The sequence below is a fragment of the Cupriavidus agavae genome, from assembly GCF_004217045.1.
In the GTDB taxonomy this organism is placed as follows: domain Bacteria; phylum Pseudomonadota; class Gammaproteobacteria; order Burkholderiales; family Burkholderiaceae; genus Cupriavidus; species Cupriavidus agavae.
In genome coordinates, this window is record NZ_SGXM01000001.1 from 2,022,305 (window position 1) to 2,038,059 (window position 15,755).

The following is a 15,755-nucleotide window of genomic DNA, read 5'->3' on the forward strand; positions in this document are numbered from 1 at the left end:
GCGCGCCGGCCCTGCCACATCCACGGTCCCCATCGGAAAACCTCCGGTTCCGGTCATCGTTCTGTCATCCGCTCCCCCCAGAATGCGCAGGTCATTCAAGCAAGGGAGTCGACATGACGCATGCAATCGAAGTCCGCGGGCTGAGCAAATCGTTCCGCGCGGACCGCAAGGCGCTTGACGATGTCACGCTGCACATCGCCCCCGGCGAAATGGTTGCCCTGCTGGGCGCCTCGGGGTCGGGCAAGTCGACGCTGCTGCGCCACGTGGCCGGCTTCGTCACCGGCGATGCCGGCTCGGGCGAGATCCTCGTCAATGGTCGCACCGTGCAACGCAACGGCCGCCTGGCCCGCGATGTGCGCCGCGTACGTGCCGAGATCGGCTTCGTCTTCCAGCAATTCAACCTCGTTGGCCGCCTGCCCGTCATCACCAATGTGCTGGTCGGCATGCTGACGCGCATTCCAGCCTGGCGCAGCCTGACCCGCATCTTCAAGGCCGAGGAAGTCCAGGCCGGGCTCGACGCACTGGCCCAGGTTGGTATAGACGACTATGCGTTTCAGCGTGCCTCGACGCTGTCGGGCGGCCAGCAGCAGCGCGCGGCCATTGCGCGCACGCTGGTGCAGAACGCCCGCGTGATCCTGGCCGACGAGCCGATCGCCTCGCTCGACCCCGAATCGTCGCGCCGCGTGATGTCGCTGCTCTCGCAGATCAACCGCACGCGCAAGGTGGCCGTGGTGGTGTCGCTGCACCAGGTGGATGTGGCGATGCGCTACTGCCCGCGCGTGGTGGCGCTGCGGCAGGGCAAGGTGGTCTACGACGGCCCGTCGGCCGCGCTGACCCCCGGCATGCTGCGCGACCTCTATGGCACCGAGGCCGACGAACTGCTGCACGACAGCGTGCCGGAAGAGCCGGCGCCGCTGGGCGGTGCGCCCGTGCCGGCAATGGTCCGCATGGACCTGGCCGCGGCCTGATCTCTCCCGTCCGTCTTCCTGACAGACACCAACAGCCTTACCAACAGTCTTTCCAACGGAGTTTTCGATGCTTCGCAGAACTTTCCTCGCCCTGGTGGCTTCCGGCGTCGTGGCGCTGCCCGCCTACGCGCAGGACGCCAAGACCCTGAACATCGGCTTCATCTCGACGGAATCATCGTCGAACCTCAAGACCGCCTGGCAACCGCTGATCGACGACCTGAGCAAGACGCTCGGCGTGCAGGTCAAGCCGTTCTTCGCCTCGGACTACGCCGGCATCATCGAAGGCATGCGCTTCAACAAGGTGCAGATCGGCTGGTTCGGCAACAAGGCCGCCATGGAGGCAGTGGACCGCGCCCAGGGCGAGGTGTTTGCCTCGGTCATCGACAAGGACGGCAACCCGGGCTACTGGTCGCTGCTGGTGGTGCGCAAGGACAGCGACATCAAGTCCGTCGAGGACGTGATCAAGCGCGGCAAGGAGCTGACCTACGGCGCCGGCGACCCGAACTCCACCTCGGGCACGGCCGTGCCGGGCTACTACCTGTGGGCCCACAACAAGGTCGAGCCGAAGACGCTGTTTAAAGCGGTGCGCATCGGCAACCACGAGACGAACCTGCTGTCGGTGCTGAACAAGCAACTGGACGTGGCCGTGAACAACACCGAGAACCTCGAACGCTACCGCATCAACACGGGCAAGAACGCCTATGACGAGCTGCGCGTGCTGTGGAAGTCGCCGCTGATCCCGGCCGACCCGATGGTCTACCGCAAGGACCTGTCGCCCGAGCTGAAGAAGAAGATCCAGACGTTCTTCGTCAACTATGGCAAGGGTGCCGATGCGGTGCGCGAGAAGCAGGTCCTGGCCACGCTGACATACCAGGGCTTCCGCCCGTCGTCCGACGCCCAGCTCGTGCCGATCCGCCAGATCGAACTGGCACGCGAAAAGACCCGGATCGAGTCCGACACCACGCTGGCCGACGCCGACAAGGAAAAGAAGCTCGCCGACGTCACGCGTCGCCTGGCCGAGCTGGACAAGTCCGTCAGCACCCAGTAACACCCCGCGCCGTACCCGGAGGGCTGGCGGCACCGCCGGCCCTCCCGCCCCGTATCACTTCCGGATTCACCCGATGACCGTCACCGCCAAGCCCGGCCTGCCTCCCTCGCGCCCCAGCACCGTCCGCCCGCCCCGCACATCGCTGCCGATGATGCTGGTCTGGGGCATCCTGCTGGCCATGCTCGCCCTGTCGTGGCAAGGCGCCGACATGCGTCCGCTGGACCTGATCCGCGACTCCGGCAACATGGCGAAATTCGCCGCCGAATTCTTCCCGCCCGACTTCCGCGACTGGCGCCACTATCTCGACGAGATGCTGGTGACCGTGCAGATCGCGCTGTGGGGCACCGCACTGGCCGTGGTGATGGCCGTGCCGCTGGGCCTGCTGTGCTCGGCCAACATCGTGCCGGCGTGGATCTACCAGCCGGCGCGCCGCATCATGGATGCCTGCCGTGCCATCAACGAGATGGTCTTCGCCATGCTGTTCATCGTGGCCGTGGGCCTGGGGCCGTTCGCGGGCGTGCTGGCGATCTGGATCCACACCATGGGCGTGCTGGCCAAACTGTTTGCCGAAGCCGTCGAGGCCATCGACCCGCGTCCGGTGGAAGGCGTGCGCGCCACGGGTGCCGGTCCGATCGAGGAAATCGTCTACGGCGTGATCCCCCAGGTGTTGCCGCTGTGGCTGTCGTTCGCGCTGTACCGCTTCGAATCGAACGTGCGCTCGGCGTCGGTGGTGGGCATCGTCGGCGCCGGCGGCATCGGCACCGTGCTCTGGGAGATCATCCGCAGCTTCCAGTACGCCCAGACCTGCGCCGTGATGCTGATCATCATCCTGTTCGTGACGGCCATCGACATCGTCTCGGCCCAGATCCGCAAGGTGCTCGTCTGATCATGCTGACGCTCCCCCACCCGCAAGCGGGAGAGGGGAGCAAAGCGCAGGTGTCTGGTGCGCGGGTGGTGTTCTCCCCGCTCCCCCCGGCAGAGCGGCCGGGGATGAGGGCAGGCGGCTCAGGAAGCGACCGAGCCAATCAGGTCTGCCAGCCTTGATGCTGACTCCGCCAGCACCCCGCTGTTATCGATCTCCACGACCCGTACGCCCTCCGGCACGTCGAACCCCTGTGCCGCACGCGCCAGCCGCCTTGCGATCTCCTCTTCCGACTCCCGTCCGCGCTGCCGCAGCCGCGCCGCCAGCACCTCGGGCCGCACACGCACATGCACCGCGCACAGCGCCGGATAGCGCCCGGCCGCCTCGGCCAGGTATTCGCGCGAGCCATTGACGATGACCTTGAGCCCGCGCGCCAGCCACTGGTCGATCTCGACGCCAATGCCATAGTGCAGGCCATGGCTCTGCCAGTGCAGCGCCAGGCAGCCAAGGTCCACGCGGCGCCGGAATTCCTCGGTGGAAAGTGCTACCGACGCCTCGTTGGCGTCGGCGGGACGCGTGATGTAGCGATGGGCCACCACGACCGGATCGGCGGGATGCACCCGCTCACGCAACGCGCGCAGCAGCGAGTCCTTGCCGCTGCCCGAAGGCCCCATCACGTAGAACAGGCCATCGCCCCTCGACGCCGCCGTCATGGCGCCAGGTAGCGGGCGCCCGCGCCATTGCGCGTGGACCCGTCGAAGCCGTAGTGCCGCCCCATCACGAAGTCGGCGCCGGGCTCGGCCTGGACGAACACGCTGATGCCATCCACACGCAGCGGCTGGTCGAGCAGCGCCCCACTGGCGTTGTGAAGCAGCTCCAGCGCCGCCGCCTCATCGGCGGCGCCGAGCATGCCGGTCAGCGTGATGTGGAACGTGAAGGTGTCGAACACGTAGGGATAGCCCCAGGCGTCGAGCATCGCGCGCTGCGTGGCGCTCAGTGCCGTGGGATTGCGGCGGGCGATATCGGCCGCCGTAGGCGCCGCGCGAAAGGTGTCGAACTCGCGCACGCAGGCGTCGGCCAGCGCATGCATCGCCCTGCCACCCTGACCATGCACGTCGGCCAGGCACCAGGCCAGAAAGCCGCGCAGCGCGCGCAGTACCAGCGGCGCCTCGAACGGCGTACGGCCCGCGGCGAACGCGCGGGCAGTGTGGTCGAGCATGGCGGCGTCGGCACCCTCGGCCAGCCGGAATGGCGGCTTCAGCGTGGCGTGCAGCGCGTAATGCGCGGGGGCCTCGACCCACGCCGCAGGCCGTTGTGCCATGCCGGGCGGCAGCGGTTGCGCTGCGCCGGTTTCGGCATCCCGGCCCAGCCATTGCGCGCCGAAGCTGCGGTAGGGCTCGGCAGGGGCGAGGTAGATCGCGTATCGATGGGCGGCGCGCGTCATGCCGCCAGGCTGGCGCGGTCCGCCAGGTCGATGGTCGGCAGCGCCATCGTCGCATGGCGCACTTCGCCGTTGACGATGGCGGCGCACACGCGCGGCAGGCCCGGCTCGCTGTCGTCGACCAGAATCGCATCGGCGCGCATGCCTGGCATCAGCAGGCCGCGGTCGCGCAGCCCCGCCGCCCGCGCCGGGTTGCGCGACACCAGGTGCCACGCCGCCGGCAGGTCGCAGATACCAAGCTGCACGAGCCGGAACGCTGCCTGCAGCGGCGCCGGATAGTAGTAGTCGGACGCCAGCACCGTGCACAGCCCCGCCGCGATCATCTCGGTGGCATTGGGCGCGCCGGTGTGGCTCTTGCCGCGCAGCACGTTGGGCGCACCGAACACCGTTTCGTCGCCAAGCTGGCGCGCCAGCGCGGCGACCTCGACGGTCAGCGGGAACTCGGCGATGCCGCAACCGTGGCGGTGATAGTGCTGGCGTGTGGCGGCATCGGGGTCGTCGTGCGAGGCCACCGGCAGGTGGGCCGCGCGCGCGGCGGCAATCAGCCGGGTCATCTCGGCCGGCACATCCTGCGCATGCCGGCTCGCGGCGCGCAGGCGCGAGCGGAACGCTTCCATCTCGCACTCGGCGCGCTCGGCGTACTGGGCCAGCTTGCGATCGTCATTCATGCGGCGCGCCATGGTTGGCAGGTGATCGTTGATCGCCAGCAGGCTGACCCGTCCTTCCTGCATCCACTGGATTGCCGTATCGACGCCGGCCAGGTGGTAGGCCTCGAAGCGCAGGTGCACCTTGTGCGACGCGCCAAGCACCGGCTGCAGCTGCGCCAGCGCCTCGAACATGCGCAATGCATAGGCTTCGCCGCGCAGGCCGCCTTCCCATGACAGCGTCACGCCGTGGAACTCGGTCGTGATGCCGTGGGCCAGCAACTGGCGGTCCACGTCGAGCAGCGCCGGCCCATACGGAAAGCTCACGCCGGGGCGCGGCATGACCGATCGCTCGAACGCGTCGCCGTGAATGTCGACGATGCCCGGCAGCACGAGCAGGTTGCCCGCGTCGATGCACGGGCCGCTGTCCGGCGCCTGCGGGGCGACGTTGCCCTGCGCGAAGCCGAGCGTGGCGGGGGCGATGCCGGCGGCGCCAAGTACCCGGCGGCCGGTGATGCCGCGCAATGCGGTCTGGTTCTGGTTGGTCGTTTGCATGGGCGTTACGTTAGCTTCGGCAGATGACAGACAGATGTCTAGACCAATGCGACCAGGGAGCCGCCTCGCTGCCGTGCGAGGCGCTCCCGGTCAGTCGTCCGCGACGGTGAGCTGCACCCAGTCGCCGGCAAAGCGGGTCATGCTGTACTGCACCGGCGCGCCGTCGATATCGACGTTGAGGGCTTCCACCTGCAGTACCGGCCGCGTCTTCGGCTGGTTCAGCAGCCGTGCTACCGGTGCGCTCGGCATGGCGGCGGTGATGCGTGACCATTTGCGCGTGTAGTCGGCAATGCCGAACTGCGCCAGCGCCCGCGAGACCGATTGCGTCTCGCGCACGCGCTCCTCGAGGTCCGGAAAACGCTTCAGGTCGAAATAGTGCTCGGCCACGTCGATCGTGCGGCCCTCGGCCTTGCCGACCATCTGGATATGCAGCACATCGGCCGTGCGTGGCAGACCCAGGTGCTTCGCCACCTCGGCGGCCCGGATCTTCTGGCTGTCCACGACCTCCAGGTGCCCGCGCATGCCCTGCGCGGCCAGGTTCTGCGAGAACCGCGTGCGGCGCCCGATCGCATAGTCGATCGCGTGCTCCTGCACGAAGGTGCCCCGGCCCTGCTCGATCCTGACCAGCCCGCTCAGTTCCAGCTCGCCCATCGCGCGCCGGATCGTGTGGCGATTGACGCTGAAGCGCGTGGCCAGCTCCGGCTCCGGCGGCAACTGCTCGCCGGGTCCGTACAGCTTGTTGCGGATGTCGTCCGCCAAGGCCTCGCCAATCTGGCGCCATACGGCTACGCCCGAGCCGCGTTCCACTTCCCGTTCAGACATCTTCTACCCTGTGTCATCAATGCTTCATCGTTACCGTGCGATTGTGCCTCAGACCGGCTGCTCCAGTCGCGTGCCCGAGCAATGCCCCGATGCGTCATGAAACGTTCATGCGGCTATGGTCTAGTATCGCCGTGTTGTGTTAGTTTACATCTAAACGTATAGACGTATAGGGGTGATCATGCAGAAAGAAATCGCCGATCCGGCAGCCCAGGCGCCCAATGCGGCGCGTGCCGGGTGGCTCCGGGTGCTGGCGCTGGCCCAGTCCGATGCCCTGGATGCCGCGTACGCCCGCCTGGCCGAAGCGGCGACGCCGCCCGCCTACCGGCTGCTGCGCAAACCCGAGACGGGCATGGCCATGGTGCGCGCCCGCGCCGGCGGCACCGGCGCCCAGTTCAATCTCGGCGAAATGTCGGTCACGCGCTGCGCCGTGGTGCTCGATGAAGCCGAGGGCCAGGCGGCCACGGCCGGGGTGTCCTACGTGCAGGGCCGCGGCATGCGCCATGCCGAACAGGCCGCCGTGCTCGACGCCCTGCTGCAGCGGCCCGCCTGGCACCAGCGCGTACAGGACACCGTGATCGCGCCGCTCGCCCGGGCGCTGTCCGACCGTGCCGCGCGGCAGGCCGCCACCGCCGCGCAGACCCGCGTGGAGTTCTTCACGATGGCCCGCGGAGACGACTGACATGCTGTCCACCTCCCAATCGATGCAGGCTCCCGCCACTTCGCTGCTGCCCGGTTTCGCCGATCCGGTCGATGACGCCCAGCAGGTCTTCCGCGCCACGCTTGAGGCGTTCGCCCATCCGGGCCGACTCGAAACGCTGCCCGCACGCAGCGAGGGCCAGCCCGACGGCCTGTCCCCCGCACTGACCGCGCTGCTGCTGACGCTGGCCGATCCCGACACGCCCGTCTGGCTGCCCGTCGAGGTACCCGCTGCCGCGCGGGCCTTCCTGCGCTTCCACTGCGGCTGCCCGCTGGTCGATGCCGTGGGCGACGCCACCTTCGTCTGCGTGCCGGCCGGCCATGCGATGCCGGCGCTCGACGCCTGCGCGCAGGGCCTGCCCGACTACCCCGACCGCTCCGCCACGCTGATCGTCGAACTGCCGTCGCTCGACGCAGGCGACGCCTTCACGCTGCGCGGCCCCGGCATCGAGACCACCCAGACGCTGCGCGCCACGGGCCTGCCTGACGATTTCCCGGCGCGCTGGGCCGCCAACAACGCGCGGTTCCCGCTCGGCGCCGACCTGCTGCTCGCCAGCGGCGACCGCTTCTGCGCGCTGACGCGCACCACGCAGGTGGCAGTGCCAGCCAACCCGGAGACCTGACATGTACGTAGCCGTCAAGGGAGGCGAACGCGCCATCCTGAACTCCTACCAGATGCTCGACACCTACCGCCGTGGCGATACGTCGGTACCCGAGCTGACTCTGGCCCAGATCCGCGAGCAGATGCCGCTGGCCGTGGCACGCGTGATGGCCGAAGGCTCGCTCTACGATCCGCATCTGGCGGCGCTGGCGCTCAAGCAGGCCGCCGGCGACCAGATCGAGGCGATCTTCCTGCTGCGCGCCTACCGCACCACGCTGGCGCGCTTTGGCTACACCGAGGCGCTCGACACCGGCACCATGGCGCTGCAGCGCCGCATCTCGTCCACGTTCAAGGACGTGCCGGGCGGCCAGGTACTCGGCCCCACCTATGACTACACGCAGCGCCTGCTCGACTTCTCGCTCGAAGCCGGCCGCGATCCCGCGCCGCTGCCGCCCTCGCCCGAACCGCTGGCCGCGCACATGCCGCGCGTGACGGGGCTGCTCGAAGCCGAATCGTTCGTCGAGGCCGAGACCATTCCCGCCGATGATCCCGCCCCGCCCGACCTGACGCGCGAGCCGCTGACCTTCCCGGCCAGCCGTGCCGCCCGCCTGCAGAACCTGGCGCGCGCCGACGAAGGCTTCCTGCTGTCGATGGGCTACTCCACGCAGCGCGGCTACGGCAACTCGCATCCGTTTGCGGCGGAGATCCGCTACGGCAGCACCGAGGTGGAGATGTTCGTCGAGGAGCTGGGCTTTGCCGTGACCATCGGCGAGGTGGAGCTGACCGAGTGCCAGATGATCAGCCAGTTCGACGGCAACGCCGACGAATCTCCGCGCCTGACGCGCGGCTACGGGCTGGTGTTCGGCTACAACGAGCGCAAGGCGATGTCGATGGCGCTGGCCGACCGCGCGATGCGCGCGGCCGAACTGGGCGAGGCCGCCGACAACCCGGCCAACGACATCGAGTTCATGCTGTACCACAGCGACAACGTGGAAGCGTCGGGCTTCGTCCAGCACCTGAAGCTGCCGCACTACGTGGACTTCCAGGCCAACCTGGAACTGCTGCGCCGCCTGCGCGCCGGGCAGGATGCCGAATCCCCTGCCACCGCGCCCGCCGCGGCCCAGCCCCGGCCGCAACCGCTCCCGCAAGAGGAATCCCTGGCATGACCATCGCCACCACCACTGCCACCACTGGCACCCCCGCCCCCCGGATCCACAATCCGCCGCAGGGCGTGGCCCGCGACGACCACTACAACTTCGGCTACCTCGACGAGTCCACCAAGCGCATGCTGCGCCGCGCGCTGCTCAAGGCCGTGGCGATTCCCGGCTATCAGGTGCCGTTCGGCAGCCGCGAGATGCCGCTGCCGTACGGCTGGGGCACGGGCGGCATCCAGGTGACCGCCGCGATCATCGGCACGCAGGACGTGCTCAAGGTCATCGACCAGGGCTCGGACGACACCACGAACGCGATCAACATCCGCCGCTTCTTCGGCCGCGTGACCGGAGTGCGGACCACCGAGCGCACCGCCGACGCGACGATCATCCAGACGCGACACCGCATTCCCGAGACGCCCCTGAGCGCCGGCCAGACCATGGTCTACCAGGTGCCGATTCCCGAGCCGCTGCGCTGGCTGGAGCCGAGCGAAACCGAGACGCGCACGATGCACGCGCTGGCCGAGTACGGCGCCATGCACGTGAAGCTCTACGAGGACATCGCGCACCATGGCCATATCGCCACCACGTACGACTACCCGGTGATCGTGAACCAGCGGTACATGATGCGTCCATCGCCGATCCCGAAGTTCGACAACCCCAAGCTCGACCGCAGCCCCGCGCTGATGCTGTTCGGCGCCGGCCGCGAAAAGCGCGTCTACGCCGTGCCGCCGTACACCTCGGTCAAGAGCCTCGATTTCGTCGATCACCCGTTCACCGTGGAGAAATGGTCGAGCTGCTGCGCCCAATGCGGCGCCACCGACAGCTATCTCGACGAGATCATTACCGACGACGCCGGCACGCGCCTGTTCGTGTGCTCGGACACCGAATACTGCGCCGACCGCCAGGCCGCAGGAGCCAGCCGATGAACGCCACCCCCCTGCTTTCCGTCCGCCACCTGACGCACACCTGGGACGGCGTGCACGGCTGCCATGACGTCAACTTCGACCTCTATCCCGGCGAGGTGCTCTGCGTGGTGGGCGAATCCGGCTCGGGCAAGAGCACGCTGCTGCAGGCGCTGTCGATGCAGGTGCGCGCCCAGCGCGGCAGCGTCAGCTACGACATGCGCGAGGCCGGCCTGACCGATCTCGCCACGCTGTCCAGCGCCCGCATGCGCCTGCTGGCGCGTACCGACTGGGGCTTCGTGCGCCAGCACGCCCGCGACGGCCTGCGCATGCAGGTCAGCGCCGGCGCCAACATCGCCGAGCGGCTGATGGCCGTGGGCAACCGCCACTACGGCGACCTGCGCGAGATCGCCGGCGCCTGGCTCGAAAAGATGGAGATCGATCTGGCACGGCTCGACGACGTGCCCGGCACGTTCTCGGGCGGCATGCAGCAGCGCCTGCAGATCGCGCGCAACCTCGTCACGCATCCGCGCCTGGTGTTCATGGACGAGCCCACGGCCTCGCTCGACGTCTCCGTGCAGGCCCGCCTGCTCGACCTCATGCGCCGCCTGGTGACCGATCTCGGCCTGGCCGCCGTCCTCGTCACCCATGACCTGGCCGTAGCGCGCCTGCTGGCGCACCGCACGCTGGTGATGCAGGGCGGCCGCGTGGTGGAACAGGGCCTGACCGACCAGATTCTCGACGACCCCCAGCACCCCTATACGCAGTTGCTGGTCTCCTCCATCCTGCAAGGCTGACGACGATGCCACACGAAACCTCCAGGCTGATCGAAGTGCGCGGCCTCGGCAAGATGTTCACGCTGCACAACCAGGGCGGCATCCGCCTGCCCGTGCTGCAGGCGATCGATTTCGACGCGTCGCGCGGCGAGTGCCTGGTGCTCTCGGGCCGCTCCGGCACCGGCAAGAGCACGCTGCTGCGCTGCCTCTACGGCAACTACCTCGCCACCGAAGGCACGATCCGCCTGCGCGACACCAGCGAGCCCGGTGCGCCATGGGTGGACCTGACCGGGGCGCCCGAGCAGCGCGTACTGAAGCTGCGCCGCGACGTGATCGGCTACGTCTCGCAGTTCCTGCGCGCCATCCCGCGCGTCCCGGCGCTCGACGTGGTGGCCGATCCGCTGCAGCAGCGCGGCACCAGCCTCGAAGAAGCCCGCGCCCGCGCCGCCGTGCTGCTGGAACGCCTGAACCTGCCGCGCCGGCTCTGGGATCTGCCGCCGGCCACGTTCTCGGGCGGCGAACAGCAGCGCGTCAACATCGCACGCGGCCTGATCGGCGGCCACCCGATCCTGCTGCTCGACGAGCCCACCGCCTCGCTGGACGCCGACAACCGCGCCGTGGTGATCGCGCTGATCCGCGAAGCGCTGGCCGAGGGCCGCGCGCTGATCGGCATCTTCCACGACGAGGCCGTCCGCGACGCCGTCGCCACCCGGGCGTTGCCGCTGCAGCCCGTGGCGGCGGCCAACGCCTGAAACCGCCCGCCCGAACCCCAACAGGAACCGGACATGTCCACCACCTACCTCACGCACGCCACCCTCGTCCTGCCGGACCGCGTGCTGCACGACAGCGCGCTGTTGATCGCCGACGGGCAGATCGCGGCGATCGAGCCCGGCGCCGCACCCGCGCACGCCCACGTCATCGACCTGCACGGCCACACCGTGATGCCGGGGCTGATCGACGTGCACTGCGACGCCATCGAGAAGGAAGCCGAGCCCCGTGCCAACGTGCTGTTCCCGCTCGACTTCGCCGTGGCGCAGATCGACCGCCGCAACGCCGCCGCCGGCATCACCACGCCCTACCACGCGCTGTCGTTCGCCAGTAACGTTTTCGGCGTGCGCAACAACGACACCGCCGCCACGCTGGTACGCGCCGTGGCGGCCTACCGCGCCCACAGCCTCGTCGACAACCGCATCCACTGCCGCTACGAGGTCTCCGATGCCTCGGCCGTGCCCGTGCTCGACAAGCTGATGGCGGAGGGCGTGGTGGACCTGCTGTCGGTCATGGACCACTCGCCGGGCCAGGGCCAGTTCAAGACGCTCGACGCCTACCTGTCGTACATGATGGGCAACCACGGCATGAGCCGCGAGGCCGCCGCCGAGGCCGCCGCGAAGAAGTTCGCCGACATGGACGGCGCCACCGAGCGCGTGAACCAGTTGGTGGCCCGGGCGCATGCGCTCGGCATTCCTACCGCGAGCCATGACGACGACTCCCCGCAGCGGATCACCGCCATGCAGGCGCTGGGCGTGCGGATGAGCGAGTTCCCGATCAACGTGGAGACCGCGCAGGCGGCCTCGGCCCACGCGCTGCCGACGATCCTCGGTGCGCCCAACGTGCTGCGCGGCAAGAGCCAGAGCGGATCGATGCGCGCCATCGACGCCATCCTGGCCGGCGTGGGCGACATCCTCTGTTCGGACTACCAGCCCTCGACGCTGATCGCCGCCGCCTTGGCCGCTGCGCGGCTGGCCGACCTGCCGCTGAACGCCGCGCTGGCACTGGTCACCGCCAATCCGGCCGATGCCTGCCTGCTGCACGACCGCGGCCGGCTGGCGGTGGGCAAGCGCGCCGACGTGATTGCCGTGGCCAGCGTGGCCGGACAGCCGCTGGTCACCCACACGTGGTCGGCCGGGCGGCTGGTCTTCGCCGCCGGCTATCCGGCCGTGCAGCATGCCGCGCCGCCCGAGCGCGAAGCGCAACTGGCCTGAACTCGAACGCGCGTTTCGAAAAAGCAGAAGGCCGCGCACCCGAAACGGTACGCGGCCCATCCTCTGACTATAGCTGGCGCCCCGGTTTTCGCACGGTAGGGCTAGTCCCCATCACGCAAGGCTGGCCTTTGCCGGGCCATCCCCTACATTGAAGACGGAGGGGTAGTCGAAGGGGATGGACATGAGGTCGACGACGATATCAGTGCCGGCGATGCTGGCTATTTTTTTGTGCGGCGCGTGCGCCCCGCTGCCCGAGCGCGTGGACCGCTCGCCGCCGCTGGCCGGCCCCACCGTCAATACCGACAAGGTCTACCCCCCGCCGCCCGCCGCCCGGGCCACCCCCATCGCCGCGCGCGAGATCACGCTGGCGGGCGCGTGCAAGCGCACCGAGGAAGACGGCTTCCGCGAGGACGCCGTGGTCCGCGTCTCCCGCAATGCCGTGCAGACGCTGACCTGGAAACTCTGGGTCTCGCGCAAGGGCTCGTGCCAGTTCGACCTCGCCCAGTTCCGGCAGGTACAGCAGACACCACACATCGAGCTGCACGCGGTGGACGGCGGCGGCTGCAAGCTGATGGTCTGGCAGGACCCGCGCCGCGTCACGCTGGCCCATGCCAAGTGCGAGAAGTTCTGCACCCCCGGCATCTACGAACAGGCCTGGCCGGTGCTGTTCGATCCAAAAAGCGGGGCTTGTGCGCAGGTGCGGTGAGGCGCGACCGCACCACTGACCGGTCCCCCTCTCCCATGAAGCGGGAGAGGGGAGAAAACCATGGGTCGCGGCAAGCGCGTTACTTTGCTTTCCCCACCCGCCCCATCAAATAAAACTCCTCATTCGGCCGCATGCTGATGGTGTTCGCCATCCGGTTCGACAGCCCGAAGAACGCGGTGATGGCGGCAATGTCCCATGCGTCTTCATCGTCGAAGCCATGCGCGCGCAGCGCCTCGAAATCGGCCTCGCCCACTGTGTGCGATGCCTCGCACACCTTCATTGCAAAATCGAGCATGGCGCGCTGGCGCGGCGCGATGTCGGCCTTGCGGTAGTTGACGGCCACCTGGTCCGCCACCAGCGGCTTCTTCTCGTAGATGCGCAGGATGGCGCCGTGGGCCACCACGCAGTACAGGCACTGGTTCACGCCCGACGTAGCCACCACGATCATCTCGCGGTCGCCCTTGGTCAGGTTGCCGGTCTCCTTGAGCATCAGCGCGTCGTGATAGGCGAAGAACGCCCGGCACTCGGCGGGACGGTGCGCCAGCGCCAGGAACACGTTGGGAACGAAGCCGGCTTTCTCCTGGACTTCCAGCACGCGCTGCCTGAGGTCGTCGGGCAGGTCGGCAATGGCCGGAACGGGAAAGCGGCTGATTGGGGTAGTGCTGGCGGAGGTGCTGGCGGACTGCGCGGTCATGTCTGTCTCCTCGGGGTATGCGTCCCCTGTTGGTACATGCCCGGCCGTGGCGCCCGCCACGGCCGTGAATCCTGTTGCGTGAAGCTCAGTGCGCGGCCGTGGCGAACTGGATCCGGTGCAGGCCGGCATACAGGCCGTTGGCGGCCAGCAGGTCGGCATGGCTGCCATGTTCGGCCACGCGGCCCTGTTCGAGCACGACGATGCGGTCGGCGTTCTCGATGGTCGACAGGCGGTGCGCGATCACCAGCGTGGTACGCCCCACCATCAGCGATTCGAGCGCGGCCTGCACCTGGCGTTCCGATTCGGAATCGAGCGCCGAGGTGGCTTCGTCCAGGATCAGGATCGGCGCATCCTTGTAGATCGCCCGGGCAATGGCCAGGCGCTGGCGCTGGCCCCCCGACAACTTCATGCCGTTGTCGCCAATATTGGTTTCCAGCCCCTCCGGCAAGCCCTTGACCGTTTCAGTCAGATAGGCCGCGGCCAATGCCCGCTCCACGCGCGCCATATCGATGGCCTCGCGCGGATGTACGCCATACGCCACATTTGCGGCCACGGTGTCGTTGAACAGCACCACATCCTGGCTCACGAACGCGATCTGCCGGCGCAGGTCGTTCAGCGCGAACGATTCGATCGGCTGGCCGTCGAGCATGATGCGCCCCTCGGTCGGGTCGAAGAAGCGCGGCACGAGGTTCACCAGCGTGGTCTTGCCGCTGCCCGAGGGGCCAACCAGCGCCACCACCTCGCCCGGCGCGGCGCGGAAGCTCACATGATGCAGTGCGGGCCGGCCGGCATCGCCGTAGCGGAACCCGACGTTCTCGAACACCAGGTCGCCCTTGGCGCGCTCCAGCGCGGCGCCGCCGGTCAGCGGCTCGACCGGTTCATCGATCAGCCGGAAAATCATCTCGGCGGCGGTCAGGCCGCGCTGCAGCGGCTGGTTCAGGTCGGTCAGGTGCTTGAGCGGCGAGATCAGCAGCAGCATCGCCATCACGAAGCCGGTAAAGCCGCCGATCGTGGTCTGGTCAGCCTGCGCCTGCACCATGGCGATGGTCAGGATCACCGACAGCGCCAGCGACGCCAGGAACGCCGTCACCGGCTGGTTCAGCCCACCGGCCACGGCCATGCGCATCGAGTAGCCGCGCAGGCGCTCTGCCATGGTGGCGAAGCGCGCGGTCTCGTAGGCCTCGCCGCCGTGCAGCTTGACCACCTTGTAGCCGCCGGCCGCCTCTTCCACGACATAGGCCGCCGTGTTGGTCAGCGTCTGGTGCTCGCGGTTGAGCCGGCGCAGGCGGCGGTTCACCTTCGACATCACGAAGCCGATGCTCGGCAGCAGCACCGCCACCACCAGCGTCAGGCGCCAGTTCGTGTAGAACAGGTAGATCAGCAGCGCCAGCACGGTCAGCGAGTCGCGGACCAGCGTGATCAGCACCCCGGTCAGCACCTGCATGACCTGGTTGACTTCGAAGATGACGGCGTTGATCAGCGACGCGGCCGTGTTGCGGTGGTAGAACAGCGCCGGCGCCCGCAGCATGCGCTCGAACATCTGCATGCGCATTTTCAGCAGCACCTTGTTCGAGATCATGGACAGCAGGTAGCCGGATGCGAACTGCGCCACGCCGCGCACCAGCGCCACGCCGACCAGCAGCGCCGGCACGTGCCAGAGCTTGCCGGCATAGGCGCCGCCAAAGCCCTTGTCGAGCAGGTCGTTGACCACCTTCGGGATGATGCCCTCGCTGGCGGCCACCAGGCCCATGGCCAGGATCGCGAGCACGAAATTGCGCATTTCTGGCTTCAGGTAGGACCAGACGCGCTTGAGGGTGTCGGTTTCCTGGGGCGTTTGCTTTGTGTTGTCGTTCACGTTTGCTCCACTTGCCGGGCGGGCCGCGCACCGTCTGCCGCTAGAATGG

At 68.5% G+C, this 15,755-nt stretch carries 17 protein-coding genes; 11 read left to right on the top strand and 6 right to left on the bottom strand.

Going from position 1 to position 15,755, the window contains the following annotated elements; all coding sequences use genetic code 11:
- Window positions 1-113 precede the first annotated feature (113 nt).
- The 3 genes from phnC (at window position 114) to phnE (ending at window position 2,902) form a co-directional block, all read left to right on the top strand.
- Window positions 114-968 (top strand): phosphonate ABC transporter ATP-binding protein, encoded by an 855-nt coding sequence (phnC, locus tag EV147_RS09195; protein ID WP_130390770.1) that lies wholly within the window; start codon window positions 114-116, stop codon window positions 966-968.
- Between the two features lie 67 nt (window positions 969-1,035).
- Window positions 1,036-2,016 carry a phosphonate ABC transporter substrate-binding protein gene (phnD, locus tag EV147_RS09200; RefSeq protein WP_130390771.1) on the top strand — a complete coding sequence of 327 codons (981 nt, stop codon included), beginning with the start codon at window positions 1,036-1,038 and terminating at the stop codon, window positions 2,014-2,016.
- A gap of 73 nt (window positions 2,017-2,089) precedes the next feature.
- Window positions 2,090-2,902, top strand: coding sequence for a phosphonate ABC transporter, permease protein PhnE (gene phnE, locus EV147_RS09205; RefSeq protein ID WP_130390772.1), 813 nt, complete (start codon window positions 2,090-2,092; stop codon window positions 2,900-2,902).
- A gap of 119 nt (window positions 2,903-3,021) precedes the next feature.
- On the opposite strand, the gene phnN is transcribed toward phnE, so the two are convergent.
- From phnN to phnF, 4 genes are all read right to left on the bottom strand, one after another.
- Entirely contained in the window at window positions 3,022-3,591 is a 570-nt protein-coding gene (gene phnN / locus EV147_RS09210; protein ID WP_130390773.1) for a phosphonate metabolism protein/1,5-bisphosphokinase (PRPP-forming) PhnN, read from the bottom strand.
- A complete protein-coding gene (locus tag EV147_RS09215; protein ID WP_130390774.1) occupies window positions 3,588-4,322 on the bottom strand; it encodes a DUF1045 domain-containing protein in 735 nt (244 codons plus the stop codon). Before EV147_RS09215 ends, phnN begins: the two co-directional genes overlap by 4 nt.
- Window positions 4,319-5,518: an alpha-D-ribose 1-methylphosphonate 5-triphosphate diphosphatase gene (locus EV147_RS09220; protein ID WP_130390775.1), complete on the bottom strand. Its 1,200-nt coding sequence runs from the start codon at window positions 5,516-5,518 to the stop codon at window positions 4,319-4,321. The genes EV147_RS09215 and EV147_RS09220 overlap by 4 nt, the downstream gene beginning before the upstream one ends.
- A 90-nt stretch (window positions 5,519-5,608) precedes the next feature.
- Window positions 5,609-6,340, bottom strand: coding sequence for a phosphonate metabolism transcriptional regulator PhnF (gene phnF, locus EV147_RS09225; protein WP_130390776.1), 732 nt, complete (start codon window positions 6,338-6,340; stop codon window positions 5,609-5,611).
- A gap of 178 nt (window positions 6,341-6,518) precedes the next feature.
- Between phnF and phnG the strand changes: the two genes are divergently transcribed.
- The 8 genes from phnG to EV147_RS09265 all read left to right on the top strand — a co-directional run bounded on the left by phnG (window position 6,519) and on the right by EV147_RS09265 (window position 13,157).
- A complete protein-coding gene (gene phnG, locus EV147_RS09230) occupies window positions 6,519-7,019 on the top strand; it encodes a phosphonate C-P lyase system protein PhnG (RefSeq protein WP_130390777.1) in 501 nt (166 codons plus the stop codon).
- 1 nt (window position 7,020) lies between these two features.
- Window positions 7,021-7,659 carry a phosphonate C-P lyase system protein PhnH gene (phnH, locus tag EV147_RS09235; protein ID WP_130390778.1) on the top strand — a complete coding sequence of 213 codons (639 nt, stop codon included), beginning with the start codon at window positions 7,021-7,023 and terminating at the stop codon, window positions 7,657-7,659.
- 1 nt (window position 7,660) lies between these two features.
- Window positions 7,661-8,803, top strand: a complete 1,143-nt coding sequence (locus EV147_RS09240) for a carbon-phosphorus lyase complex subunit PhnI (protein WP_130390779.1) — start codon at window positions 7,661-7,663, stop codon at window positions 8,801-8,803.
- The gene (locus EV147_RS09245; RefSeq protein ID WP_328591106.1) at window positions 8,800-9,717 is read left to right on the top strand and encodes an alpha-D-ribose 1-methylphosphonate 5-phosphate C-P-lyase PhnJ; all 918 of its coding nucleotides are present in this window, start codon (window positions 8,800-8,802) and stop codon (window positions 9,715-9,717) included. Before EV147_RS09240 ends, EV147_RS09245 begins: the two co-directional genes overlap by 4 nt.
- Window positions 9,714-10,490 (top strand): phosphonate C-P lyase system protein PhnK, encoded by a 777-nt coding sequence (gene phnK / locus EV147_RS09250; protein ID WP_130390780.1) that lies wholly within the window; start codon window positions 9,714-9,716, stop codon window positions 10,488-10,490. The genes EV147_RS09245 and phnK overlap by 4 nt, the downstream gene beginning before the upstream one ends.
- A 5-nt stretch (window positions 10,491-10,495) precedes the next feature.
- A complete protein-coding gene (phnL, locus tag EV147_RS09255) occupies window positions 10,496-11,221 on the top strand; it encodes a phosphonate C-P lyase system protein PhnL (RefSeq protein ID WP_130390781.1) in 726 nt (241 codons plus the stop codon).
- 33 nt (window positions 11,222-11,254) lie between these two features.
- Window positions 11,255-12,451 carry an alpha-D-ribose 1-methylphosphonate 5-triphosphate diphosphatase gene (locus EV147_RS09260; RefSeq protein ID WP_130390782.1) on the top strand — a complete coding sequence of 399 codons (1,197 nt, stop codon included), beginning with the start codon at window positions 11,255-11,257 and terminating at the stop codon, window positions 12,449-12,451.
- Window positions 12,452-12,662: 211 nt separating this feature from the next.
- Entirely contained in the window at window positions 12,663-13,157 is a 495-nt protein-coding gene (locus EV147_RS09265) for a hypothetical protein (protein ID WP_235844639.1), read from the top strand.
- 79 nt (window positions 13,158-13,236) lie between these two features.
- On the opposite strand, the gene EV147_RS09270 is transcribed toward EV147_RS09265, so the two are convergent.
- Window positions 13,237-13,851: a peroxidase-related enzyme gene (locus tag EV147_RS09270; protein WP_130390784.1), complete on the bottom strand. Its 615-nt coding sequence runs from the start codon at window positions 13,849-13,851 to the stop codon at window positions 13,237-13,239.
- Window positions 13,852-13,936: 85 nt separating this feature from the next.
- Window positions 13,937-15,706 carry a lipid A export permease/ATP-binding protein MsbA gene (gene msbA / locus EV147_RS09275; RefSeq protein ID WP_130390785.1) on the bottom strand — a complete coding sequence of 590 codons (1,770 nt, stop codon included), beginning with the start codon at window positions 15,704-15,706 and terminating at the stop codon, window positions 13,937-13,939.
- Between the last annotated feature and the right edge of the window lie 49 nt (window positions 15,707-15,755).

What these genes read in the sequence shown, in the direction of transcription:
- phnC (WP_130390770.1), top strand. Translation starts at nt 114, where the DNA reads ATGACGCATGCAATCGAAGTCCGCGGGCTGAGCAAATCGTTCCGCGCG.
- phnD (WP_130390771.1), top strand. Translation starts at nt 1,036, where the DNA reads ATGCTTCGCAGAACTTTCCTCGCCCTGGTGGCTTCCGGCGTCGTGGCG.
- phnE (WP_130390772.1), top strand. Translation starts at nt 2,090, where the DNA reads ATGACCGTCACCGCCAAGCCCGGCCTGCCTCCCTCGCGCCCCAGCACC.
- phnN (WP_130390773.1), bottom strand. Translation starts at nt 3,591, where the DNA reads ATGACGGCGGCGTCGAGGGGCGATGGCCTGTTCTACGTGATGGGGCCT.
- EV147_RS09215 (WP_130390774.1), bottom strand. Translation starts at nt 4,322, where the DNA reads ATGACGCGCGCCGCCCATCGATACGCGATCTACCTCGCCCCTGCCGAG.
- EV147_RS09220 (WP_130390775.1), bottom strand. Translation starts at nt 5,518, where the DNA reads ATGCAAACGACCAACCAGAACCAGACCGCATTGCGCGGCATCACCGGC.
- phnF (WP_130390776.1), bottom strand. Translation starts at nt 6,340, where the DNA reads ATGTCTGAACGGGAAGTGGAACGCGGCTCGGGCGTAGCCGTATGGCGC.
- phnG (WP_130390777.1), top strand. Translation starts at nt 6,519, where the DNA reads ATGCAGAAAGAAATCGCCGATCCGGCAGCCCAGGCGCCCAATGCGGCG.
- phnH (WP_130390778.1), top strand. Translation starts at nt 7,021, where the DNA reads ATGCTGTCCACCTCCCAATCGATGCAGGCTCCCGCCACTTCGCTGCTG.
- EV147_RS09240 (WP_130390779.1), top strand. Translation starts at nt 7,661, where the DNA reads ATGTACGTAGCCGTCAAGGGAGGCGAACGCGCCATCCTGAACTCCTAC.
- EV147_RS09245 (WP_328591106.1), top strand. Translation starts at nt 8,800, where the DNA reads ATGACCATCGCCACCACCACTGCCACCACTGGCACCCCCGCCCCCCGG.
- phnK (WP_130390780.1), top strand. Translation starts at nt 9,714, where the DNA reads ATGAACGCCACCCCCCTGCTTTCCGTCCGCCACCTGACGCACACCTGG.
- phnL (WP_130390781.1), top strand. Translation starts at nt 10,496, where the DNA reads ATGCCACACGAAACCTCCAGGCTGATCGAAGTGCGCGGCCTCGGCAAG.
- EV147_RS09260 (WP_130390782.1), top strand. Translation starts at nt 11,255, where the DNA reads ATGTCCACCACCTACCTCACGCACGCCACCCTCGTCCTGCCGGACCGC.
- EV147_RS09265 (WP_235844639.1), top strand. Translation starts at nt 12,663, where the DNA reads ATGCTGGCTATTTTTTTGTGCGGCGCGTGCGCCCCGCTGCCCGAGCGC.
- EV147_RS09270 (WP_130390784.1), bottom strand. Translation starts at nt 13,851, where the DNA reads ATGACCGCGCAGTCCGCCAGCACCTCCGCCAGCACTACCCCAATCAGC.